Here is a 20,020-nt window from a genome sequence, read left to right on the forward strand (position 1 = left end):
TTCAAATATCTGGATTGGGCTATGTGAATAGACCGGGATTGGCAATACCGCCCCTCATCCTGAGGGAAGCGCAGGCCCCCACCACGCTGGGATGAGTCCCTCAAACGTGATAAGCTCCTGCGCTTCCCTCAGGATGATGTACTTCCTCTTGTCGGTTTTTGCCACCTAAATCAGCTGGCAGGCGTCGATTTCCATTTCGCGCATCTTGAAGATGAAGGCCTTCGGCTCGATGCGGTACTTGCGCGAGTAGGTGTCCACCGTTAGGTGCTCGTGCGGCTCGGCAAACTTGATTTCCAGCTTCTTGGAGCCCGAGCACTCCTCCACGGCGGCCATGAAACGGTCCATGAAGGGCTCGGTGATGGTGCGCAGGTCCAGCTGCACGCGCACGCCGCCGGCCAGCTTCTCGGCCACGTTGAACAGCGGCTCCATCGTCATGATTTTGAACTCGAACTGGTCGGAGTCGCGGAAACGGGGTGCGTACTTGCCGCGGATAAACATGGGCGGCACCTGCTCCTTGTCGTAGTTGCGCGGGTTGATGAGGTTGGAAAACTTGGTGTAGTCGTCGCGGAACAGGGCCAGGTTGATGCTGGAGTCGTAGTCCTCGATGTTGAAGGACACGAAGGGCTGCCCGGTCTTGGTGGTCTTGAACATCACGTTGGAAATCAGCCCGGCCACGTTGATGTCGCGGTTTTTGTACGTCTCAATCTTGTCGAGGCCGCAGGTGCAGTACGAGTCGATTTCCAGCTTGAAGTCGTCGAGCGGGTGGCCCGAGAGGTAGAAGCCCACCACGTCTTTCTCGCGGCGCAGCTGCTCGGTAGCCGGCCAGGGCTCCATGTCGGGCACCTTGGGCAGGGGCATAGCCACGGCCCCGAAAGCGCCGCCGCCGAACAGGCTCTGCTGGGCCGAGTCCTTGTCGGCCTGGTGCTGCTGGCCGAGCTTCACGGCCTTGTCGATCAGGTTCTGGTCGCCCGAGGGGGCTTCCACGAACTGCCGGCGGTGATACCGCTCAAACGAGTCGAAGGCGCCGGACAGGGCCAGGCTTTCGAAGGTTTTCTTGTTGACGGCGCGCAGGTTCACGCGCTTGGCGAAGTCGAAAATATCGGCGTAGGGGCCTTTTTTCTCTCGCTCGGCCACGATGTTCTCGATGGCTGCTTCGCCCGCGCCCTTCACGGCGGCCATGCCGAAGCGGATCTGGCCCTTCTCGTTCACGTTGAACTTCAGGACGGATTCGTTCACGTCGGGGCCGAGCACCGGCACGTTCTGGCGGCGGGCCTCCTCGATGAAGAACGTCACCTTCTTGATGTCCGACATGTTGTTGGTCAGCACGGCAGCCATGTACTCGGCGGGGTAGTTGGCCTTCAGATAGCCCGTCTGATACGCCACCACCGAGTAGGCGGCGGAGTGGGAGCGGTTGAAGCCGTAGGCCGCAAACTTCTCCATCACGTCGAACACCTCGTTGGCCTTCTTCTGCTTGATACCGTGCAGCTTCTCGGCGCCCTCGCAGAATTTCTCCCGCTCCTGGGCCATCTTCTTCATGTCCTTCTTACCCATGGCGCGGCGCAAGAGGTCGGCGCCGCCGAGGGAGTAGCCGGCCAGAATCTGGGCGGCCTGCATGATCTGCTCCTGGTACACCATGATGCCCTGGGAGTAGTTCAGGATGGGCTCCAGCAGGTCGTGCGGGTACTCGATTTCCTCGCGCCCGTGCTTGCGGTTGATGAAGTTCGGGATGAACTGCATCGGGCCCGGGCGGTACAGGGCGTTCATGGCAATCAGGTCCTCGATGTTGGTGGGCTTGAGGTCCTTGAGGTACATGCGCATGCCCTCGGATTCAAACTGGAACGTGCCGATGGTGTCGCCGCGCTGGTACAGCTCGTAGGTTTTGGGGTCGTCGAGCGGGATGTCGTCGATGTTGATGTCGACGCCGTGGTTTTTCTTGATGAGCGTGAGGGCGTCCACGATAATCGTGAGCGTCTTCAGCCCCAGAAAGTCCATCTTCAGCATCCCCGCCGACTCGATGACCTTGCCGTCGAACTGCGTCACCAAGAGGTCCGAGTCCTTGGAGGTCGACACCGGAATGTACTTCGTGATGTCGTCGGGCGCGATGATGACGCCGGCGGCGTGGATGCCGGTGTTGCGCACCGAGCCTTCCAGCTTGTGGGCCAGGCGCAGAATCTGCCCGCGCAGGTTGTCGGGCGCCTCGTCGCGCAGGATGTAGTCCAGCTCCGGGTTTTCGGCGAAGGCGTCGTTGAGGGTGGTGCCGGGCTTCTCGGGCACCATCTTGGTTAGCTCGTTGGTCTGCGGCAGGGGCAATTCCATGGCCCGCGCCACGTCCTTGATGCTGGACTTGGCGGCCATCGTACCAAAGGTGATGATCTGGGCCACCTGGGTCTTGCCGTACTTGTCCACCACGTAGTCGATGACGCGCTGGCGGTTCACGTCGTCGAAGTCGATGTCGATATCGGGCATCGACACGCGCTCGGGGTTCAGGAAACGCTCGAACAGCAGCGAGTACTTGATCGGGTCGATGTTGGTGATGCCCACGCAGTAGGCCACCGCCGAGCCGGCGGCCGAGCCGCGGCCCGGGCCCACGGCCACGCCCATTTCCCGGCCCTTGTTGATGAAATCCTGGGTGATGAGGAAGTAGCCGGCGAAGCCCATCGTCTCGATGATGCGCAGCTCGTAGTTCAGGCGCTCCTCGATTTCGGGCGTGCGCTCGGAGTAGCGGGGCGGCTTGGTCATCGTCACGATGCCCTTGCCCGCGCTCGGGCCGAAAGCGCCCACGAAGGTCAGCTCCCGCAGAAACTCGTCGGCGTTGGCGAAGGGCGCGGGAATGGGGAAGTTGGGCAGCAGAATATCACGCTGTAGCTTGGGCGGCGTGATTTTGTCGACGATTTCGTTGGTGTTGTCCAGCGACTCGGGCACATCGGCGAACAGCACGCCCATTTCCGCCTGGGTCTTGAAGTAGAACTGGTCGTTGGGGAAGCCGAAGCGCGACTTGGGCTTGGGCATCTGCATCTCCTCGTCGATGCGCATGAGCTGCCGGCGCACGGCGTCGTCTTTAGCCGCGAGAGGACGCAGCTGGTCAAGGTGATTGTAAAGCACCTTGTTTTCGCCCGACACGAGGCGGAAATACTTGGTCTGGAAGTCGCCGACCGGGATGCTGTGCTCCTCGCCGGTATTCACGCACAGCAGCAAATCGTGCGGGGCGAAGTCGGTCTGGTCGACGTAGTGCGAGTCGTTGGTGGCAATGACCTTGACGTTGTACTTCTGGGCCCAGCGCAGCAGCGTCTGGTTGAGGTCTTCCTGGCTTTTGCCGGTATTATCGATGTTTTCGATGCCGTGGCGCTGGATTTCGATGTAGTAATCCTCACCGAACACGTCCAGCCACCACTTCAGCTTTTCCTCGGCCTCGGCCTCGGTTTTCCACAGCAAGGCCTGCGGAATTTCCGCGCCGATGCAGCAGCTGGTAGCAATCAGCCCTTCGTGGTACTTGAGCAGCAATTCCTTGTCGATGCGCGGGTACTTGGAGTAGGTGCCCTCGATAAAGCTCGTGGAGCAGAGCTTGGCCAGGTTCTGGTAACCGGCCTGGTCCTTGGCCAGCAGCAGCTGGTGGTGGCGTACGTCCCGCTCGCCCTTTTCCCGGCTGAAGGCCTTCTTGTGCCGATCCTCCACCAAATAAAACTCGCAGCCGACGATGGGCTTCACGTTGTACTTGTTGGCCTCGGCCACAAAGTTGAACGCCCCGAACATGTTGCCGTGGTCCGTCAGTGCCACGGCGGGCATGCCGTCCTTCTGGGCCTTTTTCATCAGCGCCGAAATGCTGGCCTGGCCGTCGAGCAGGGAATATTGGGTGTGGCAGTGCAGGTGCGAGAACGTGGGCATCCTTCGGGGAATTAGGAATTCTGAATGCTGAATTGTGAATTCTCGAACGCCTGCTAACTCAGCATTCAGTATTCCTAATTCAGCATTATGTAGGGTAAAGTTACCGCCGCCGGCGGGGAAAGGAAACGTTGCGGCGGCGGGAGTTTTTGCGTATCAGTAACAATAAAACCACCCGCCGATGGGTCCGGTGGGCGGCGGGTGGGGGCGCCCACTGCCGGCGGCGGCGCGCCGAAAAACGCTGCGCTGCCGCTTATATTCGCTCAAATCACAAGGTGCCATTCGTTTTTGTTTTTTATATACAATGCATTTGTCGTTCAGGTGTCTGGCCTTTGGGGGCCTGGGGTGGCTGGCCGGCTGTATCGAGCCGTACGAGCCGCCGCGGGAGGCCCGCGACGCCAACCTGCTGGTGGTCGACGGCTTCATCAACAGCGCGGGCGTGACGAGCGTGCGCCTCTCGCGCACCCAAAGCCTGAGCGCAAAAGGCAGCGCGCCCGCCGAAAAACAGGCGCGCGTATTCGTGGAAGAGGAAAACGGGGCGCGCTACCCCCTGCGCGAAGGCGTGGCGGGTACCTATACCTCGGGCGCCCTGCTGCTGCCGGCCGGGCGTCTGGTGCGCCTGCGCCTAACCACGGCCCAGGGCCGCGAGTACGCTTCGGGCTACACGCGCGTGCTGCACACCCCGCCCGTCGACTCGATTTCCAGCGTTATCGGGGCCGACAAGCGCCTGCGCCTGCTGGTCAATGCCCACGACGACGCCAACGAAATTCACCACTACCGCTGGAGCTACGAGGAAACCTGGGAGTTCAAGTCCCGCTACCGCTCGTACCGGGAGTTCCGCAACGGGCGGCTGAGCTACCGCAGCGAAGATATTCAGCACTGCTGGGGCTCGGAGAAGCCCTCGGCTATCAAGCTGGGCAGCAGCCTGCACCGGAGCCCCAATGCCGCCTCGGAGCCGCTGACGGTGCTGCTGGATACCTCGCCCAAGCTCTCCAGCAAGTACAGCCTGCTGGTGCGGCAGTACGCCCTCACGCCCGAGGAATACGCCTACTGGGTCGAGCTGCGCCGGAACACCGAGCAGCTGGGCACCGTGTTCAGCCCTATGCCCTCGCAGCTGACCGGCAACGTGCACAGCCTCAGCGACCCGGCCGAAAAAGTGCTGGGCTTCGTCGGGGCGCAGTCGGTGACGGAAAAGCGCATCTTCATCGACCGCAATGATTTGCCGCCCTCGTGGCCCCTGGTCACCGGCTACGAAAACTGCGAGCTGTACGAGAACGGGACGCTGAACCTCTTCGTCGACGGGCGCTACACCCCGGTCGACGAAGGGCCGCCCGGCGGCATTTACTACGGCACGACCGATTGCATCGATTGCCGCACCCGGGGCACCAACGTGCGGCCCGACTTCTGGCCGTAGGGGCCGGCGGCGCGAAAGGTGGATTCGCCCGGCCGGCATTTGCCCCGGTTATCGTTTATTTGATGGTTCGGTAGTTGCCCGCGGGGCCGGCGGCAGCTCCGGTACGCCGATTCAATACGTTACTATTCGTTGAGCTGACCGGGTCAGAGGTAAATCGTTTTCGACATGAACAAGCTGCTGAAAATCACGTGGTACGCCTGCCTGGCGCTGCTGGCCGGCTGCATCGAGCCCTACGACCCGAAGGTGGACAACCGCGAGATAAACCTGCTGGTGGTGGATGGCTTCATCAACACCAGCGGGGTGACGACCATCAAGCTCTCCCGGGCGCAGACCCTCACCACCAAGGGCGGACCGCCGCCCGAAACCCGGGCGGTGGTGTTCATTGAGGAAGAAGGCGGGCGGCGTTACCCGCTGACGGAGGGCGCCGCGGGCACTTACGCCTCGGCGCCGCTGCAGCTCACCCCGGGCCGGCCCGTGCGCCTGCACCTGACCACGGCCGGGCGCCGCGAGTACGCCTCCGACTACTCCCGCGCGCTGGTTACCCCGCCCATCGACTCGATTTCGTTTCGGGCCGGGGAGGGCAAGCTGCGCCTGTACGTGAACACGCACGACGCGCTGGACCAGGCCCGCCACTTCCGCTGGAGCTACGAGGAAACCTGGGAGTTTACCTCGCGCTTCGAGTCGCAGCTGATGTACCGCAACAACGCGCTGGTGCCGCGCACCGACAACATCTACCGCTGCTGGGGCTCGGAATTGCCCTCGACCATCGTGCTGGGCAACACCCTGCGCCTGAGCCGCAACGTGGTGGCCGAGCAGCCGCTGACGGTGCTGCTGGACACCTCGCCCAAGCTCTTCATCAAGTACAGCGTGCTGGTGCGGCAGTACGCCGTCACGCCGGAGGAGTACGCCTACTGGGAATTGCTGCGCAAGAACACCGAGCAGCTGGGCACGCTCTTCGACCCCCTGCCCTCGCAGCTGACCGGCAACGTGCGCAGCCTCAGCGACCCGGCCGAGCAGGTGCTGGGCTGGGTGGGGGCGCAGTCGATGACGGAGCAGCGCCGCTTTATCGACCGCAACGACCTGCCCGCCGGCTGGCCCCTGGTCAGCGGCTACGAGGGCTGCCCGCTCGACACCATTCCCAAGCCCAAGGTGTTTCCCGAGCCTACGCTGGAGGAAATCATCCGGTCCTTCTCTTTTGGCATGATGGTGCCGATCAGCTACAACCTGACGGCGGACGAGTACTACTATTCCACAGTGGACTGCCTGGACTGCCGCAAGCGGGGCAACAACGCCCGGCCGAGCTTCTGGCGCTAGGCCCGGCGGCTGACATGATTATGTAAGCGGCCGTGGTGATGCGCAAGCGGCCACCGGTTTACCTTTGGGTGCGGTTGGCCCCGACCGCCAGCCAACCTGGGGGCTATGGTCCCGCTCTTATGCCTGTGGGCCAGCCGACTGGTGGCGGGCCCCCCTTAACTTGCCGATACCAATGAACTTCTGGAATAAGCTTATTATCTGCGGCGGGCTGTGGGCCGCCACCGCCGGCTGCGTCGAATCGTACAAGCCAGAGGCCATCAGCAAGCCCGTCAACTACCTGGTGGTCGACGGATTCATCAACACGAACGGCGTTACCAGCATCCGCCTCTCGCGCACCACCGCCCTCGACAGCAACAAGCCCGTGCCGGCCGAAACCCGGGCCACGGTGACCATCGAGGAGGAAGGCGGGGCGCGCTACCCGCTTACCGAGGGCGCGGCCGGCACCTACACCTCGGCCAACCTGCGCCTGGGCGCGGGGCGCCGCGTGCGGCTCTACATCAAAACCGCCGGCCCGCGGGAGTACGCCTCCGACTACACCACCGCCAAGCAGACGCCGCCCATCGATTCGGTGACGTGGCGGGCCGATGCGCGCGGGCTGCAGCTGTACGTCAACGCCCACGACGCCACCGACCAGACGCGCTTCTACCGCTGGGACTACGAGGAAACCTGGGAGTTCACCTCGGCCCGCCCCGCGCTCTACGAGTACCGCAACAACCGCCTGGACGTACGCACCAGCGACATTTACCGGTGCTGGCGCACCGAGAAAGCCACGGCCATGCAGCTGGGCAACACCAAGCGCCTGGCCCACGACGTGCTGCGGGAGGCCCCGCTGCTGCTGCTGGGCCCCAGCGAGGAGCGGCTGCGCTACCGCTACAGCATCTTGGTGCGTCAGTACGCGCAGACCGAGGAGGAAAGCACTTACTGGGAGCTGCTGAACAAGAACACCGAGCAGCTGGGCACCGTGTTCGGCCCCATGCCCTCGCAGCTGACCGGCAACGTGCGGTGCCTCAGCAATGCCGAGGAGCCCGTCATCGGGTTCGTCGGGGCGCAGTCGGTGACGGAAAAGCGGATTTTTGTGGCCCGCAACCAGTTGCCGCAGGGCTGGACGGCGGTGACGCCCTACGACAACTGCACCAACTACGACACCATTCCGGACCCGCTATCGGGGCGGCCGCTACCCCTGGATCATTTTCGCGACGGTAATTTTATCCCCGTCGATGCCCTGGGCGGTGGCTCCTGGCTGTCCTCCACGCCGGCCTGCGTGGACTGCCGCACGCGCGGCACCAACGTGCGCCCAAGCTTCTGGTAAGCACGGCTTACCGCGGGGCCGCGGCCGCAGGCTCCAGCTCGGCCAGCCGGGCTGCGGTGAAGCGCTGAAAGGCCGTTTCCAGGGCCGGGTTACGCCGCAGCCGGTCGGCCAGCTTGGCGGCGGCCGGGCTGCTCAGAATCGTTTGTTGGGGGCGGGTCCAGTCCGGGCTTTGCAGCCGCGCGGCCAGGGCCTGCCGCTCGGCCGGGCCCAGGGTGGCGCGCAGCTGCTGCAGCTGCTGACGCAGGCCGCGGCGCCGCGCCCCGAACTCCTCGGTGGCGGTGCTCAGCAGCGTAATGGCGCGGGCGTCGCTGGGCGCGAAGTAGATGTCGCGCAGGCGCTGGTTGAAGTCGGCGTAATACTGGGTGAGGTGGGCGTCGAAGGGGCGCAGCGCCGGGCTGAGGGGCAGCTGCCGGGCAACCGGCGCCGGGGTCTGGGCGCCCAGCGGCGCGGCGGCGAGCAGCAGACTTAGCACAAACGGAAAACGGATCATAACGCAGGCAGTGGGCGGCAGGTGAACTAGCCGATACGAGTGGCGGGGGCCGGCGGACACCGGGGGCGGCGCCGGCCGGCTCGGCGGCAACGCCCGTTCGGCCGGTAATATATGGCCCGGTCCGCACGAAAAGGCGGGGGGCGGCGTTGGCCAGTCGGGCGCCGCAGCGGTGGAGCCTGCCGGCCCGGCCCGGCTTAAAACGCGTACCTTGTGCGCAAGGTGCCGACGGCTTAGCCGCCCGGCGCCGGCATCTGGCCGGGTTGTCGTCTGCTCCCGTCCGCACTTCGTCGGTCTTTTTCCGGCTGCGAATCCGATGCATTTCCCCGTCAGCTCATATTTTTCTGATGCCGGCTCGCTGATGCGTCCGAATCCAGCCTATGAAATCGTTCACTGCCCTTACGGACCCGACCTACCGGGAGCCGGTCCAGCGTTCCGCCTTCAATCAACGGCTGGTGGGCCTGATCCAGGATAAGCGCGACCTGCCCTTCCTGGTTCTTACGCTGCAAATCACGGCCACGCTGCTGCCGCTGGCGGCGCTGCTGTTCGTGCCGGGCCTGCCCGGCTGGGCTTGGTGGCCGGCGGCCGTGGCCTACCTGTTTCTGAACAACATCACCTTCAAGGGGCCGTTCGGGCTGATGCTGCACTGCACCAGCCACCGCGCTTTTTTCAAGAAGGAATACGGATTTCTGAACCACTACCTGCCCTGGGTTATCGGGCCGTTTTTCGGGCAGACTCCGGAAACCTACTACGCCCACCACCTGGGCATGCACCACGCCGAGAACAACCAGGAGGAAGACAAAAGCTCCACTATGCACTACCAGCGCGACTCGCTGCGGGGCTTTTTGCACTACTTGGGCACGTTCATCACGGTGGGCATCTTTCACCTGGCGCACTACTTCATCAAGAAGCGCAAGATGAAGCTGCTGTTCCGCTCCATGCGCGGCGAAATCCTCTACGCCCTGCTGTGCGTGGGCCTGTGGCTGGTCAACTGGCAGGCGACGCTGGTGGTGTTCGTGCTGCCCTTCCTGATTTCGCGCGTCATCATGATGCTCGGCAACTGGACCCAGCATGCCTTCATCGACGGCAACGACCCCGGCAACGATTACACCAACAGCATCACCTGCCTCAACACCAAGTACAACCACAAGTGCTGGAACGACGGCTACCACGCCAGCCACCACATCCGGCCGGCGCGCCACTGGACCGAGCACCCGGCCGCCTTCCAGAAAGACCTGCCCAAGTACATTCAGAACGACGCCATCGTCTTCGACGGCATCCACTTCCTGCACGTGTTTGCCTGGCTGATGCTGAAACGCTATGATCTGATGGCCAAGCACTTCGTTAACCTGGGCGAACGGTACCAGTCGGAGGCGGAAGTCATTCAGCTGCTGAAGAGCCGCACCCGCCGCATCGAGAAGCGGCAGCCGGAACTGGTGGCCGCTTAAGCAAACAGCCGCCAGCTCTGCCCCCGGCTTCGGGAGCAAACCAATCCCGGCACGAAAAAAGGCAGCCCCGCCGGGGCTGCCTTTTTTCGTGCCGGGGCGGGCCTCAGCCACCTACCCGGTCAAAGGCGAAGGTGTCGTGGTAGCGGTGGCGGCGGCCGGTGAGGGCGTCGCGGATGATTTCGGCGGCCAGCAGGCTGTAAGTGGTGCCGTTGCCGCCGTAGCCGAGGGCAAAATAGGTGCGCGGAAAGTCGTGGTGCGGGCCGATGTAGGGCAGCCCGTCGTCGGTTTCGCCGTAGACGCCGGCCCACACAAAGTCGCGGGTGAAGGGGGTGGGCTGGTCGAAAAGGTCCTGAAACTGCTTTTCGAGCTTCTCGACCTTATGCTCCAGCACCGTGTTTTGGAAGGTGGCGTTTTTCACCACTTCGTCGCGGCCGCCCACCATGATGCGGCCGTCGGCGGTGGTGCGGGTGTAGAGGTAGGGGCGGGCCGTTTCCCAGATCTGGGCGGTGCCGGTGGGCAGCGTAGCCATTTCGCCCGGCTGGCTGATGACCACGTAGGTGGAGTGCAGGTTCACCAGGTCCCGCGGCACCAGGTTGTCGGCTTCGTAGCCGGTACACACCACCACGTGCCGGGCCCGCACGCGCCGCTCCCCGGCGTGCACGGTTACCGCCTGGCCGTCGGCCTCGGCGGCGCAGTGCTGCACCGGGCTGCGCTCAAATACCCGCAGACCCTGTTTGATGGCCTCGGCCAAGAGCGTGTGCGTGAGCCGGTACGGGTCGACCTGGGCGGTGTCGCCGGAGCGCAGGGCGGCTGCGGCCTGCAGGTGGTAGCGGCGCAGCAGCTCGGCGCGCTCCAGGTATTCCACGTCGATGCCGATGCCGCGGCGGGCTTCGCCTTCGTCGGCCAGGTGGGCCGCGTCCCGCTCGCGGCTGGCCAGGTAAAAGCTCCGGCAGTCTTCGAAGCGGCAGCTGTCGGGCAGCTCTTCCCGGCAAAGGCGGCCCAGCTCGTGCACGGCGTACACGTTGGCCAGGTAGGCGTCGTTGGCCCGGCTGGTGCCGAGCTTGTCGCGCAGGTCGATGAGGTCCACGTCCAACTCGTACTGGCACATGGCGGTGCTGGCCGAGGTGCTGCCGCCGCCCACGTAGCGGCCCTCGAGCACCACGGCGCGCAACCCGGCGCGGGTGAGGTAGTAGCCCAGAAACGCCCCGGTGATGCCGCCGCCGATGATGACCACGTCGCAGCTCAGGTCGTCGGTTAGCGTAGGGTAACGCACAAGGCCTTGCTCGGTAAGCCAGAACGGCTGGCCGGTAGTCAGAATCATGTGGATAAGATGCGTAAACGGGCGGTTGTGGCACCGCCGCTGGCTTTTCCTACGACGAAGCCGGCCCGGCCGTTGACCGGGGCCGGGCGGCGGCCAAACAAAAAAGGCCGCCCCGGAGGACGGCCTTGGGCATTGAAGGCCCTGGGTTACTTGGCGGCGGGCTGCACCGTCAGCACTTCGCCCAGGCGCACGGCCGGGTCGGTTTTGCCGTTCCACTGCATAAGCTGCTCGGGCTTCACGCCGTACTTGCGCGAGATGCTGTACATCGTTTCGCCCGCGGCCACGGTGTGCTTGACGGCGCCGGCGGCCGTGGCCGGGCTAACCGGTTTGGCCGTAGCCGGAGCCGCGGGTTTGGCCGGGGCCGGGGCTGCCGGTTTGGTTGCAGCAGCCGGGGCCGCGCCGGTGGGCGGGGGCGTCAGGCGCAGCACCTGGCCCAGCTGCAGCGAGGGGTTGGGCGGCAGCGCGTTCCACTGAATCAGGTCGGCCGGGCGCAGGTTGTAGCGGCGGGCCACGGCGTAGAGCGTTTCCTTGGGCTGCACCGTGTGCCGGCCGTCGGCCGGTACGGGCCACCCGGCGCCCGGCGTCATCGAAGGGTCGGCGGGGGCCGGGTGCGGAGCCGCCGGCTTCGGTGCAGGTGTCGTGGCGCTAGTGGTGGGTTTGGCTGCCGCAGGCGCCGGAGCCGCTGCTGCCGGCTGGGGCGCGGGCTTCACGGGCGCTTTGGCCGCGGGCTTGGGCGCTACCGGAGCCGGCTCTTCGTCCGCAGCGGTGGCGGCGGGCTCGTCGGCCAGCGGAGCCGAGGTCGGCAGCTTGGCCTGCGCGTCGGCCTGGCCGCCGTACAGCGTGCGGTCGGGCTTGGCCGTCGGGGCGGGCACCGGGGCCGCCGCTGCCGGCGTGGCGGCCGCCACTTCGTTGATGGTTTCCACGGCCACGTCGGCGGTGGTATCGGCGGGCTCGTCGGCCACGGCGTCGGCGCGGCGCTGCAGCTTGCCGAATAGGCCACCCACCCGCGAGCTGTCCTGGCCGGCCTCCGGGGCGTCGTCGATGACGCGCTGGGCGGCGGCCGTGCGGCCGGTGTACACTTCCGCGTCGGCGGGCTTACGCTTGGCGGGCGGAGCGGGCGTCGGCGTCGGGGCTGGCGTGCCGGTGGGGCGCTCCATGGCGGCGGCTACGGCCCCGGTCTTATCCTGCACGTACTCCACGGCCACGGCGCGCGGGCGGGTGTGCTGCAGCCAGAGCACGCGGCCGGGCTGCAGGGGCTCATTGCCGGCCATGCGGTTTTTGCTCCGGATGGCCCGGGCGCGCAGCCCGTACTTCTGCGACACGGTCACCACCGATTCGCCGGGCTGGGTCACGTGGTACTCCACGTCGGCCTTGTCGCGCTTTTTCTGGGTGAAGTAGGGCTGCCCGGCCACCACGTTGTCGAAGGGCATCAGGTCGTTGAACTGCATGAACTTGCGCAGCTTCACCCCGGCGCGGCGGGCCAGGTCTTCCTTGGTTTCGCCGGGCAGGGCCACCACGGCGCGCAGCCCGTTCACCGTCACGTAGGCGGCGTTGCGGGCGTCGGTCTGGGGCGCGGTGACGAGCTTGGTGGCCGTCTGCCGCTGCTGCACCGACATGGCCAGCAGTTGCAAGGAGTCCGTCACGGGCACCAAGGCAGTGTAGTTTTTGCCGGTGGCGGGCACGGCCGACCCCAGCAGCCAGCGGTTGTGCCGGGCCAGCTCGGCGGGGTTGGTCTGAATGGCCTGGGCCAGCACCGCCAGCGGCTGCCCGGTAATGGCGGGGTACTCGCGCAGCCGCATGGCCGGGCGCGGGTTCGTGCCGATGGCCGGCTCGTAGGCCAGCTTGTGGGCCAGGAACGTGAGCACGTACGGGTGCGTCTGCTCCGTAATCTGCATTTCCGTCGCGCGGGCGTCGGTGGGCAGGGTGTAGGGCTTCACGCCGCCGGGGCCGAGGTTGTAGCTCAGCAGCGTGTGCAGCCAGTTCTGGTACATGCGCTGGCTGCGCAGCAGGTACTTGGCCGCCCCGTGGGTGGCCGCCACCAGGTGCTTCCGCTCGTCCACGTCGTCGCTGACTTCCAGGCCGAAGTCGGTGGCGGCATCGCGCTTGAACTGCCAGTAGCCGATGGCGTCGTGGATGCTCTGCGCGTCGCCCTGCAGGCCGCTTTCCTGGATGCAGAGAAAGCGGAAATCCAGCGGCACGCCTTCTTCCTGAAACACGCGCTCGATGATGGGAAAGGCCGCGTCGGCGGCGGCCACGCGCTGCTGGTAGGAGGCCGGGTGGCGGCGCAGCGCGTCCACCTTCTGCTGCACGGCGGCGCGGCCGCCGTCGGAGAGGCGCAGGCGCAGCCCGGCAAACTGTACTTCGGCGGGAACGGGCAAAGGGGGCAGGGAGGCCGGGGCGGCGGCAGCAGCGGGCGTCGTGGCCGCCTTGCGCTGGGCGGGGGCCACGAGCGGCAAGGCCACGAGCAAAACGGGCAGCAGTCGTTTCATAAGCAGGCAAAAACGGGCGGGGCCAGCCCGGCACTGCGCCGCCGCCGACCCCTCAGCCTACAAAGTAGGCGAAAAAAACGCGGCGCCGGGCCCTGATCGGGCTGAAAATCAAGCCGCCGGCCCGTAAAAAGACGAATCGGCGGCGCCGGGGCCCGGCCAGCGGCGCCCCGCACGGACCTTACAATGGCCGCATCCCCGGGCCGAAGACCGCGGCGGAGGTGGAGCAAGCCGACCGCTCAGCGCCAGCGCGCCCGAGAAAATCGGCGCGCCGGCGGAACAAAAAACCGGGCCGGCTGAGGAGCCGGCCCGGTTCGGAACGCAGAAGCTAGTACGGGCCGCCGCCGGGAGGGCCGCCGGGGCCGGGGCCGCCGCCCGGAAAACCGCCCGGCCGGCCGCCGGGGAAGTTGCCCCGTTCGCGCTGCTGGGGCTGGTCCAGGTCGGGCGTGCCGCCCTTGTTGCCGGGGAAGTTGCGGATGTTGTAGGTAAACATCAGCATCACGTAGCGCGTCAGGATGTTGGTGCGCACGTCCTCCACGTAGGCGGCCGTCGAGTTGGTCTGAATGCTGTTGTTCTGCTTCAGGATGTCGAAGGCGAACAGCTTGATTTCGCCCTGCTGGCGGGCAAACAGCTTTTTGCCCACCGAGGCGTTCCACAGCACGTAGCTCTGGTTGTAGCCCGCCGAGAGGCCGGTGTAGGCCACGTGCGCCACGTCCGACTGCACCGTCAGGCCCTTCACCACAATCCAGCTGAAGCGCAGGTTGGTGTTCTGGCGGAAGTACTCCCGGTCAGCCGTGGTCTGGGCCGTGTTGCGCACAAAGGTCTGGCTGGAGTTCGACGAGAGCGTGAAGTCCAGGTTGGGGCTGATGTTGGAGCTGAGCACCGCCCCGAAGCCGAAGCTGGGCGTGCGGCTGTAGTTGAGCTGCTGGCCCGCGTCGCGGTTGATGGAAACCAGGCCCGGCGTCTGCGCGAAGTTCGCGTTGGCGTTCAGGTTCAGGTTGGATTTTACGAAGGTCAGCGGCAAAGTGTAGTTGCCGAAGGTGCGCAGCGAGTACTGCCCGTCGAGGTTGATCGGCTCGGTCACTTGCCCGCCGGCCGGCACGATGACGCCGCGGTAGGGCGTGGGCGAGCTGAAGATGCGGGTGCTGTTGGTGATGTTGTTGCTGGTGTACGAGCCGCCAATCAAGGCGAAAAACGAAGTCGACTTCTCCACGTTGGCCGAGGAATAGCGCACGAACAGGTTGTGCGTGTTTTCCTGGCGCAGGTTGGGGTTGCCGGTCGTAATCTGCAGCGGGTTGGAGTTGTTCACCACTTCCTGCAGCTGGCTGATGCTCGGCGCCTGGGTCCGCATCTGGTAGTTCAGGCGCAGGTTCTGCTGGCGCGAGAAGTTGTAGCGGGCCTGCGCGTTGGGCAGCACCGTCAGGAAGCTGCGCCGCGTGCTCGTCGAGAGCGGAAACTCCTGGTCGTTGCGCAGCTGCGCGTGCTGCACCTGCGCGCCCACCGACCACTGCAGCTCCTTGTTGTTGAAGCGGTAGCTGATGCCGCCCGCGTTGGTCAGGTAGCGGCTGGTAAACACGTTGCTCAGCGCCGGGTTGAAGACGGTGTACTCCCCGGTCGGGCCGTTGAGGTTGTAGGTCTTCTTGTCCGAGTCGTTGGGCGTGTAGTTGGCGTTGTAGGTCAGTTGCAGCTGGCTTTTCGGGCTCAGCGGCTCGGTGTAGTTGGCGTTGGCGCTCCACTGCCAGCCCGCCTGCGTCAGGTCCGAGTACTGGTCGGTGCGCGAGGTGCTGGGCACGCCCGGAGTAGTCGAGCGGGTGTAGTCGTCGTTGACGGAGTTGAGGAAGTTTTCCGCGTCGCGGGTGTTGTAGCCCATGTTCAGCCCCAGCGAGAAGGTGCGTCCGCGCTTGTGGAAGCGGTGCCGATACAGCAGGCTCTGGCCGAAGTTGATGCCGTCGTTCTTGGATTTGTAGTCGCTCAGGTTGCTGCTGCGCAGTATCCCGATGTTTTCCGAGTTGGGCTGCCCACGGTAGGTGGCCCCGTCGAGGTGGTTGGTGCTGTTGTTGCTCTGCATCGACAGCCGCGGCTGCCACAGCACCGAGTTCAGCGAGTCGAATTTGTGCTCCAAACGCAGGTTCACCCGGTTGTTGGTGTTGGTGCTGCGCGTGAGCGAGCCTTCCTGGTAGCGCAGGGCCTGGCCCAGCGAATCCTGCGCCGTGAAGCGGCGGTTGGTGCTGCTGTTGAGCGTATTGGTGCTGCGGTTGAAGAAGTAGCTGGCCTGCACCTCGGTTTTCTTGCCCCAGCTGTCGGAGTAGTTCAGGCCCACGGCGTTGGTATTGGAAATACCGCCGCTCTGGCCCACCAGGAAGTTGCCCGAGGCGTTGTTGCCGCCCCCGCCGCCCGGGTTGCCCCCGCCGCCGTTGCGGCCGCCGCCCCCGCCGCGCGCCGAGCTGCCCACCACGCCCAGCAGGTCGTCGGTGCCGAAGTTCTGCTCGTTCACGTTGTTGGTCTGCGCGATGATGGAGAAGCGCTGCTTGCCGCGGAAGGAGTTCAGGTTGCCCGAGGCGCGGTAGCGCGTCTGGTTGTCGCCGCCCTGGCCCACGCCGGCCAGCACCCGCCCAAACTGCCCGTTGCGGTACTGCGGGCGCGTCACGATGTTGATGGTTTTCTGCTGGTTGCCGTCGTCGAAGCCGCTGAACTGCGCCTGGTCCGAGGCCCGGTCGTACACCTGAATCTTGTCGATGGCCTCGGCCGGCAGGTTTTTGAGCACCGCGTCGGGGTCGTTGCCGAAGAACTCCTTGCCGTCGACCAGCACGCGCTGCACCTGCTCGCCCTGGGCCTGCACCTTGCCGGTGCTCGGGTCCACCGTCACGCCCGGCATCTTGGTGATGAGGTCCTGAGCGTTGGCGTCGGGGTTGGTTTTGAAGGCGCGCGCGTCGTACTGGGCCGTGTCGCCCTTCTGAATGGCCGCCGCGGCCCGCCCGGTTACTTCCACGCCCTTCAGCGTCACGCCGCCGGCCGTCAGGGCCAGGGTGCCCAGGTCCACGGGCTGCCCGCTCACGGTGACGGCCCGCTTGATGGTCTGGTAGCCCAGAAACGACACCGTGAGGCGGTAGCGCCCCGGCTCCACGGCCGGCACGTTGAAGGCGCCGGTCGGCTCCACGGCCGCGCCGGTGCGGGCCGAGTCGGCCGCCAGGCGCGTGAGCAGCACGTTGGCCCCGATCAGCGGCGCCTGGTCCTTGGCATCGAGCACCCGGCCCGAGACCGGCACCGTTTGCGCCAGGGCCGGAGCCGTGACTACCACCAGCGGAAAAAGTAACCCTAAAGCGTGTTTCATATCAACAAAGCGAAGCCCCCGTGGGGCCTTGGACCGGCCAACGACGCGGTTGTTTAACCGGGAGTCGTATACGCAGGGTGAATTTTTTAAGCTGGTTTTAATAGCTGGCTGATCTAGTTACACTTACGCACCAGCAAGAGCCCGTCGCGCAAGGGCAAGAGCACGTTTTCCACCCGTGCGTCCTGCTGCACGAAGTCGTTGAAGGCGCGCACGGCGTGGGCGTCCTTGTCGGCCGGTTTCAGCGGGTAGTCGGGCAGGGCCTTGCCGCTCCACAGCACGTTGTCGATGAGCACGAAGCCGCCCGGGCGCAGCTGCGGCAGCACCAGCTCGTAGTACACCCGGTTGCGGATTTTGTCGGCATCGATGAACACCAAATCCCAGGTTTCCCCGAGCGCCGGAATGATCTGCTCCGCGTCGCCGATGTGCAGGTGCACGCGGCCCGTCAGCCCGGCCTGCTGCACGTAGCGCTCCACCCGGCTGCGCAGCTCAGGGTTTTGCTCCACGGTGTGCAGCTCGCCGCCGTCGGCCAGCCCTTCGGCCAGGCACAGGGCCGAATAGCCGGTAAAAGTGCCCAGCTCCAGCACCCGCCGGGGCCGGATCATGTGGCTGAGCATGCTCAGCAGCCGGCCCTGGAAGTGGCCCGAGAGCATGCGCGGCATCAGCGTCTGCAGGTGAGTTTCGCGCACGAGCTGGCCGAGCAGCGCGGGCTCGGGCGAGGTGTGCGCGTCGGCGTACTGCTGGACCACGGATTCCCGCGGATTGTTATCGGATTGCACGGATTGCGTGGACGATTTAGGGGTAGGAGAGGCAGGCGGCAACCCGGTTTGTCGTTCCTGACGAGCGGCAGTCTAAAGATTGACGGCCGCCGCCGGCTTGCTCTCCTGTGCTGTGCTGGTTAGCGCCTGCCCGGCTGGTCTGGTTGGCCGGCGCACGGCGGTGCCGTTGGGGGTGTCAGCAGCCCAGTCGTTGGCCGAGTGCGCCGGCGGAGAAAACCAGCAGGGCAGAAAGCAGGAAGTACCCCCACACGTGCCAAAGGGTTGCCGCCGGCAGGTCAGTCTTGTCGAGGTAGAAAAACGAGCCGCTCCAGCGGTAGCGGTACGTCAGCAGCGCGAACGGCCCTAGGTAGAAGCTCAGAAAGACAAGGCGATGGAGGGTAAAATGCCCCCAGGCGCAGGGCAGCAGTAACACAGCAGCAAGCAGGTTCAGAAACAGCATTAGCGAAAGCACACCGATGCTGCGGTACGGATTAAGCGGCTGCCGCCGGTGCATGGCTACGAACAGCGCGTTCAAGTATTTCATGCGAGTAATTGCGCGGGAACCAAGCGAAATTTCCACACGCCGAAGCCGGAACGGCCGGTTTCGAACGCGTGCCCGACCACGCGGTACAGTCCCTCGTAGCGAAACACCAGCTCCCCGCTTGTTTCGTCAAGGACTTTGCGCAGCACGCGCACCGGCTGGCCGGTTTCCTGGCTTTTGAGCAGGGCCAGGTTCCGGTCGTTGAGCGTCTGGTCGGTGGTCTGGCGGCCGGTTTTTGGGTCGCGCCCGCCCTGGCCGGTGTAGAGGATTTCGTCCTCCGTGAACACGTCGTCCTCGTACACCTGCGACAATACAATGCTTTCGGCCCCGGTGTGCTGCGAGCCGGCAATGCCCGCCCGCACCGGGCGGTGCATGCCGCTCAGGCGCAGCTCCAGCCGGGAGCGAAACGCGTCGCCCGGCCGGAAAGAGCCCACGTGGCCGAAAACGGGCACGGCCACGACAGCTAGCGGCGCTTACCGGTTTCGGGCACGTACTGCAGGGTGCTCAGGTTGTCCTCGGCGAAGACCTCGTTGGCCAGCTCCTGCAGCTGCGGGGCCGTCACGGCCCGGATCTGCTCGAAGATTTCGTTCAAGGACTCCACCCGGCCCAGGTCGAGGGTGCTCTTGCCCAGCAGCTGCATCATGCCGCCGTTGCTTTCCTCGGCCATGGCCAGCTGACCCATCAGCTGCTCTTTGGCAATGTGCAGCTGGGAGGTCGTGAGGGCCTTTTCGCGCAGCAGGCGCAGTTCCTTGAGCACCAGCTGGGTGGTGCGCTCCAGGCGGGCCTTTTCGGTGGCGAAATAGATGCCGAACAGCCCCGTGTCGGTGTAGGGCGCGTAGTTGGCGTCGATGCTGTAGACGAAGCCGTACTTCTCGCGCACGGCCAGGTTCAGGCGCGAGTTCATGCCCGGGCCGCCCAGAATGTTGGTGAGCATGAAGAAGGGCAGGCGGCGCGCATCCGTCAGCGCGTAGGCCGGGCAGCCGATCAGGCTGTGAGCCTGGGTGATGGGCCGCGCCTCCGTCTGCTGCCGGGCCTGGTAGGCCCCGAACGGCTGCCGCGTGCGCGCCCCCAGCTGGGCTGGCAGCGGGGCCAGGTACTTGTCGGCCAGGCGCTTCACCTGGGCGAAGGGCAGGTTGCTCACCGAGCTGAACACCAGTTGGTCGGTGCGCAGGTTTTCCTTCAGGAACTGAAAGAAATCGGCCTGCCCGAAGCCCGACACGCTTTCCCGGGTGCCCAGAATGTTGTGGCCCAGGGCATGGTCCCCGAACACCACCGCGTCGAAATCATCAATAATAGCGTCCTCGGGCGCGTCGACGTACATGGCCATTTCCTCCAGAATCACCCCGCGCTCCTTCTCGATTTCCTTGGCCGGGAAGGTGGAATGAAAGGTCAGATCGGTCAGCAATTCGAAGGCCCGCTCGAAGTGGGAGCTTAGCAGCGAGGCATAAAAGCAGATTTTCTCCTTGGTGGTGTAGGCGTTCAGCTCGCCGCCCACGGTTTCCAGCCGGTTCAGGATGTGGATGGAGCGGCGCTTTTCGGTGCCTTTGAAGGCCATATGCTCCCAGAAGTGCGCCAGCCCGTACTGCTCGGGCCGCTCGTCGCGCGAGCCGATGTCGAGCAGGAAGCCGCAATGGGCCACTTTGGTGTGGGGCACCTGCTTGTGCAGCAGCCGGATGCCGTTGGGGTATTCGTGAAAATCGTAGTCGAGCATACTAGGGGCAACAACGCGGGGCGC

Annotated in this window: 13 protein-coding genes; 4 read left to right on the forward strand and 9 right to left on the reverse strand. The window is 65.3% G+C overall.

Translation table 11 applies throughout. The features are described 5' to 3' along the window. Window positions 1-165: 165 nt before the first annotated feature. Window positions 166-3,882 carry a DNA polymerase III subunit alpha gene (gene dnaE / locus DLM85_RS12655; protein ID WP_111478463.1) on the reverse strand — a complete coding sequence of 1,239 codons (3,717 nt, stop codon included), beginning with the start codon at window positions 3,880-3,882 and terminating at the stop codon, window positions 166-168. A 301-nt stretch (window positions 3,883-4,183) separates the two neighbouring features. On the opposite strand from dnaE, the gene DLM85_RS12660 reads away from it, so the two are divergent. The 3 genes from DLM85_RS12660 (at window position 4,184) to DLM85_RS12670 (ending at window position 7,916) form a co-directional block, all read left to right on the forward strand. Beyond that, window positions 4,184-5,293 carry a DUF4249 domain-containing protein gene (locus DLM85_RS12660; RefSeq protein WP_165822125.1) on the forward strand — a complete coding sequence of 370 codons (1,110 nt, stop codon included), beginning with the start codon at window positions 4,184-4,186 and terminating at the stop codon, window positions 5,291-5,293. 165 nt (window positions 5,294-5,458) lie between these two features. Further along, a complete protein-coding gene (locus tag DLM85_RS12665) occupies window positions 5,459-6,607 on the forward strand; it encodes a DUF4249 domain-containing protein (RefSeq protein ID WP_111478465.1) in 1,149 nt (382 codons plus the stop codon). A gap of 172 nt (window positions 6,608-6,779) precedes the next feature. Beyond that, window positions 6,780-7,916 carry a DUF4249 domain-containing protein gene (locus DLM85_RS12670; RefSeq protein WP_111478466.1) on the forward strand — a complete coding sequence of 379 codons (1,137 nt, stop codon included), beginning with the start codon at window positions 6,780-6,782 and terminating at the stop codon, window positions 7,914-7,916. 7 nt (window positions 7,917-7,923) lie between these two features. Here the strand turns inward: DLM85_RS12670 and DLM85_RS12675 are convergent, their stop codons facing one another. Then, window positions 7,924-8,406 (reverse strand): hypothetical protein, encoded by a 483-nt coding sequence (locus tag DLM85_RS12675; RefSeq protein ID WP_111478467.1) that lies wholly within the window; start codon window positions 8,404-8,406, stop codon window positions 7,924-7,926. A gap of 377 nt (window positions 8,407-8,783) precedes the next feature. Here DLM85_RS12675 and DLM85_RS12680 point away from each other — a divergent pair, with 377 nt between their 5' ends. After that, window positions 8,784-9,851 carry a fatty acid desaturase family protein gene (locus DLM85_RS12680; protein ID WP_111478468.1) on the forward strand — a complete coding sequence of 356 codons (1,068 nt, stop codon included), beginning with the start codon at window positions 8,784-8,786 and terminating at the stop codon, window positions 9,849-9,851. Between the two features lie 103 nt (window positions 9,852-9,954). On the opposite strand, the gene DLM85_RS12685 is transcribed toward DLM85_RS12680, so the two are convergent. From DLM85_RS12685 to DLM85_RS12715, 7 genes are all read right to left on the reverse strand, one after another. Next, window positions 9,955-11,172, reverse strand: a complete 1,218-nt coding sequence (locus DLM85_RS12685; RefSeq protein ID WP_111478469.1) for an NAD(P)/FAD-dependent oxidoreductase — start codon at window positions 11,170-11,172, stop codon at window positions 9,955-9,957. 146 nt (window positions 11,173-11,318) lie between these two features. Further along, window positions 11,319-13,661 carry a LysM peptidoglycan-binding domain-containing protein gene (locus DLM85_RS12690; protein ID WP_111478470.1) on the reverse strand — a complete coding sequence of 781 codons (2,343 nt, stop codon included), beginning with the start codon at window positions 13,659-13,661 and terminating at the stop codon, window positions 11,319-11,321. A gap of 325 nt (window positions 13,662-13,986) precedes the next feature. After that, window positions 13,987-16,989 (reverse strand): TonB-dependent receptor, encoded by a 3,003-nt coding sequence (locus tag DLM85_RS12695; RefSeq protein ID WP_111478471.1) that lies wholly within the window; start codon window positions 16,987-16,989, stop codon window positions 13,987-13,989. 113 nt (window positions 16,990-17,102) lie between these two features. Next, window positions 17,103-17,765 (reverse strand): O-methyltransferase, encoded by a 663-nt coding sequence (locus DLM85_RS12700; protein WP_207891021.1) that lies wholly within the window; start codon window positions 17,763-17,765, stop codon window positions 17,103-17,105. A gap of 175 nt (window positions 17,766-17,940) precedes the next feature. After that, the gene (locus DLM85_RS12705; RefSeq protein ID WP_111478472.1) at window positions 17,941-18,288 is read right to left on the reverse strand and encodes a hypothetical protein; all 348 of its coding nucleotides are present in this window, start codon (window positions 18,286-18,288) and stop codon (window positions 17,941-17,943) included. Then, a complete protein-coding gene (locus DLM85_RS12710; RefSeq protein ID WP_111478473.1) occupies window positions 18,285-18,743 on the reverse strand; it encodes a YDG/SRA domain-containing protein in 459 nt (152 codons plus the stop codon). Before DLM85_RS12710 ends, DLM85_RS12705 begins: the two co-directional genes overlap by 4 nt. Window positions 18,744-18,748: 5 nt before the next feature. Next, a complete protein-coding gene (locus tag DLM85_RS12715; RefSeq protein WP_111478474.1) occupies window positions 18,749-19,996 on the reverse strand; it encodes a M16 family metallopeptidase in 1,248 nt (415 codons plus the stop codon). Window positions 19,997-20,020 lie beyond the last annotated feature (24 nt).

Source organism: Hymenobacter edaphi (assembly GCF_003258365.1).
Taxonomy (GTDB): domain Bacteria; phylum Bacteroidota; class Bacteroidia; order Cytophagales; family Hymenobacteraceae; genus Solirubrum; species Solirubrum edaphi.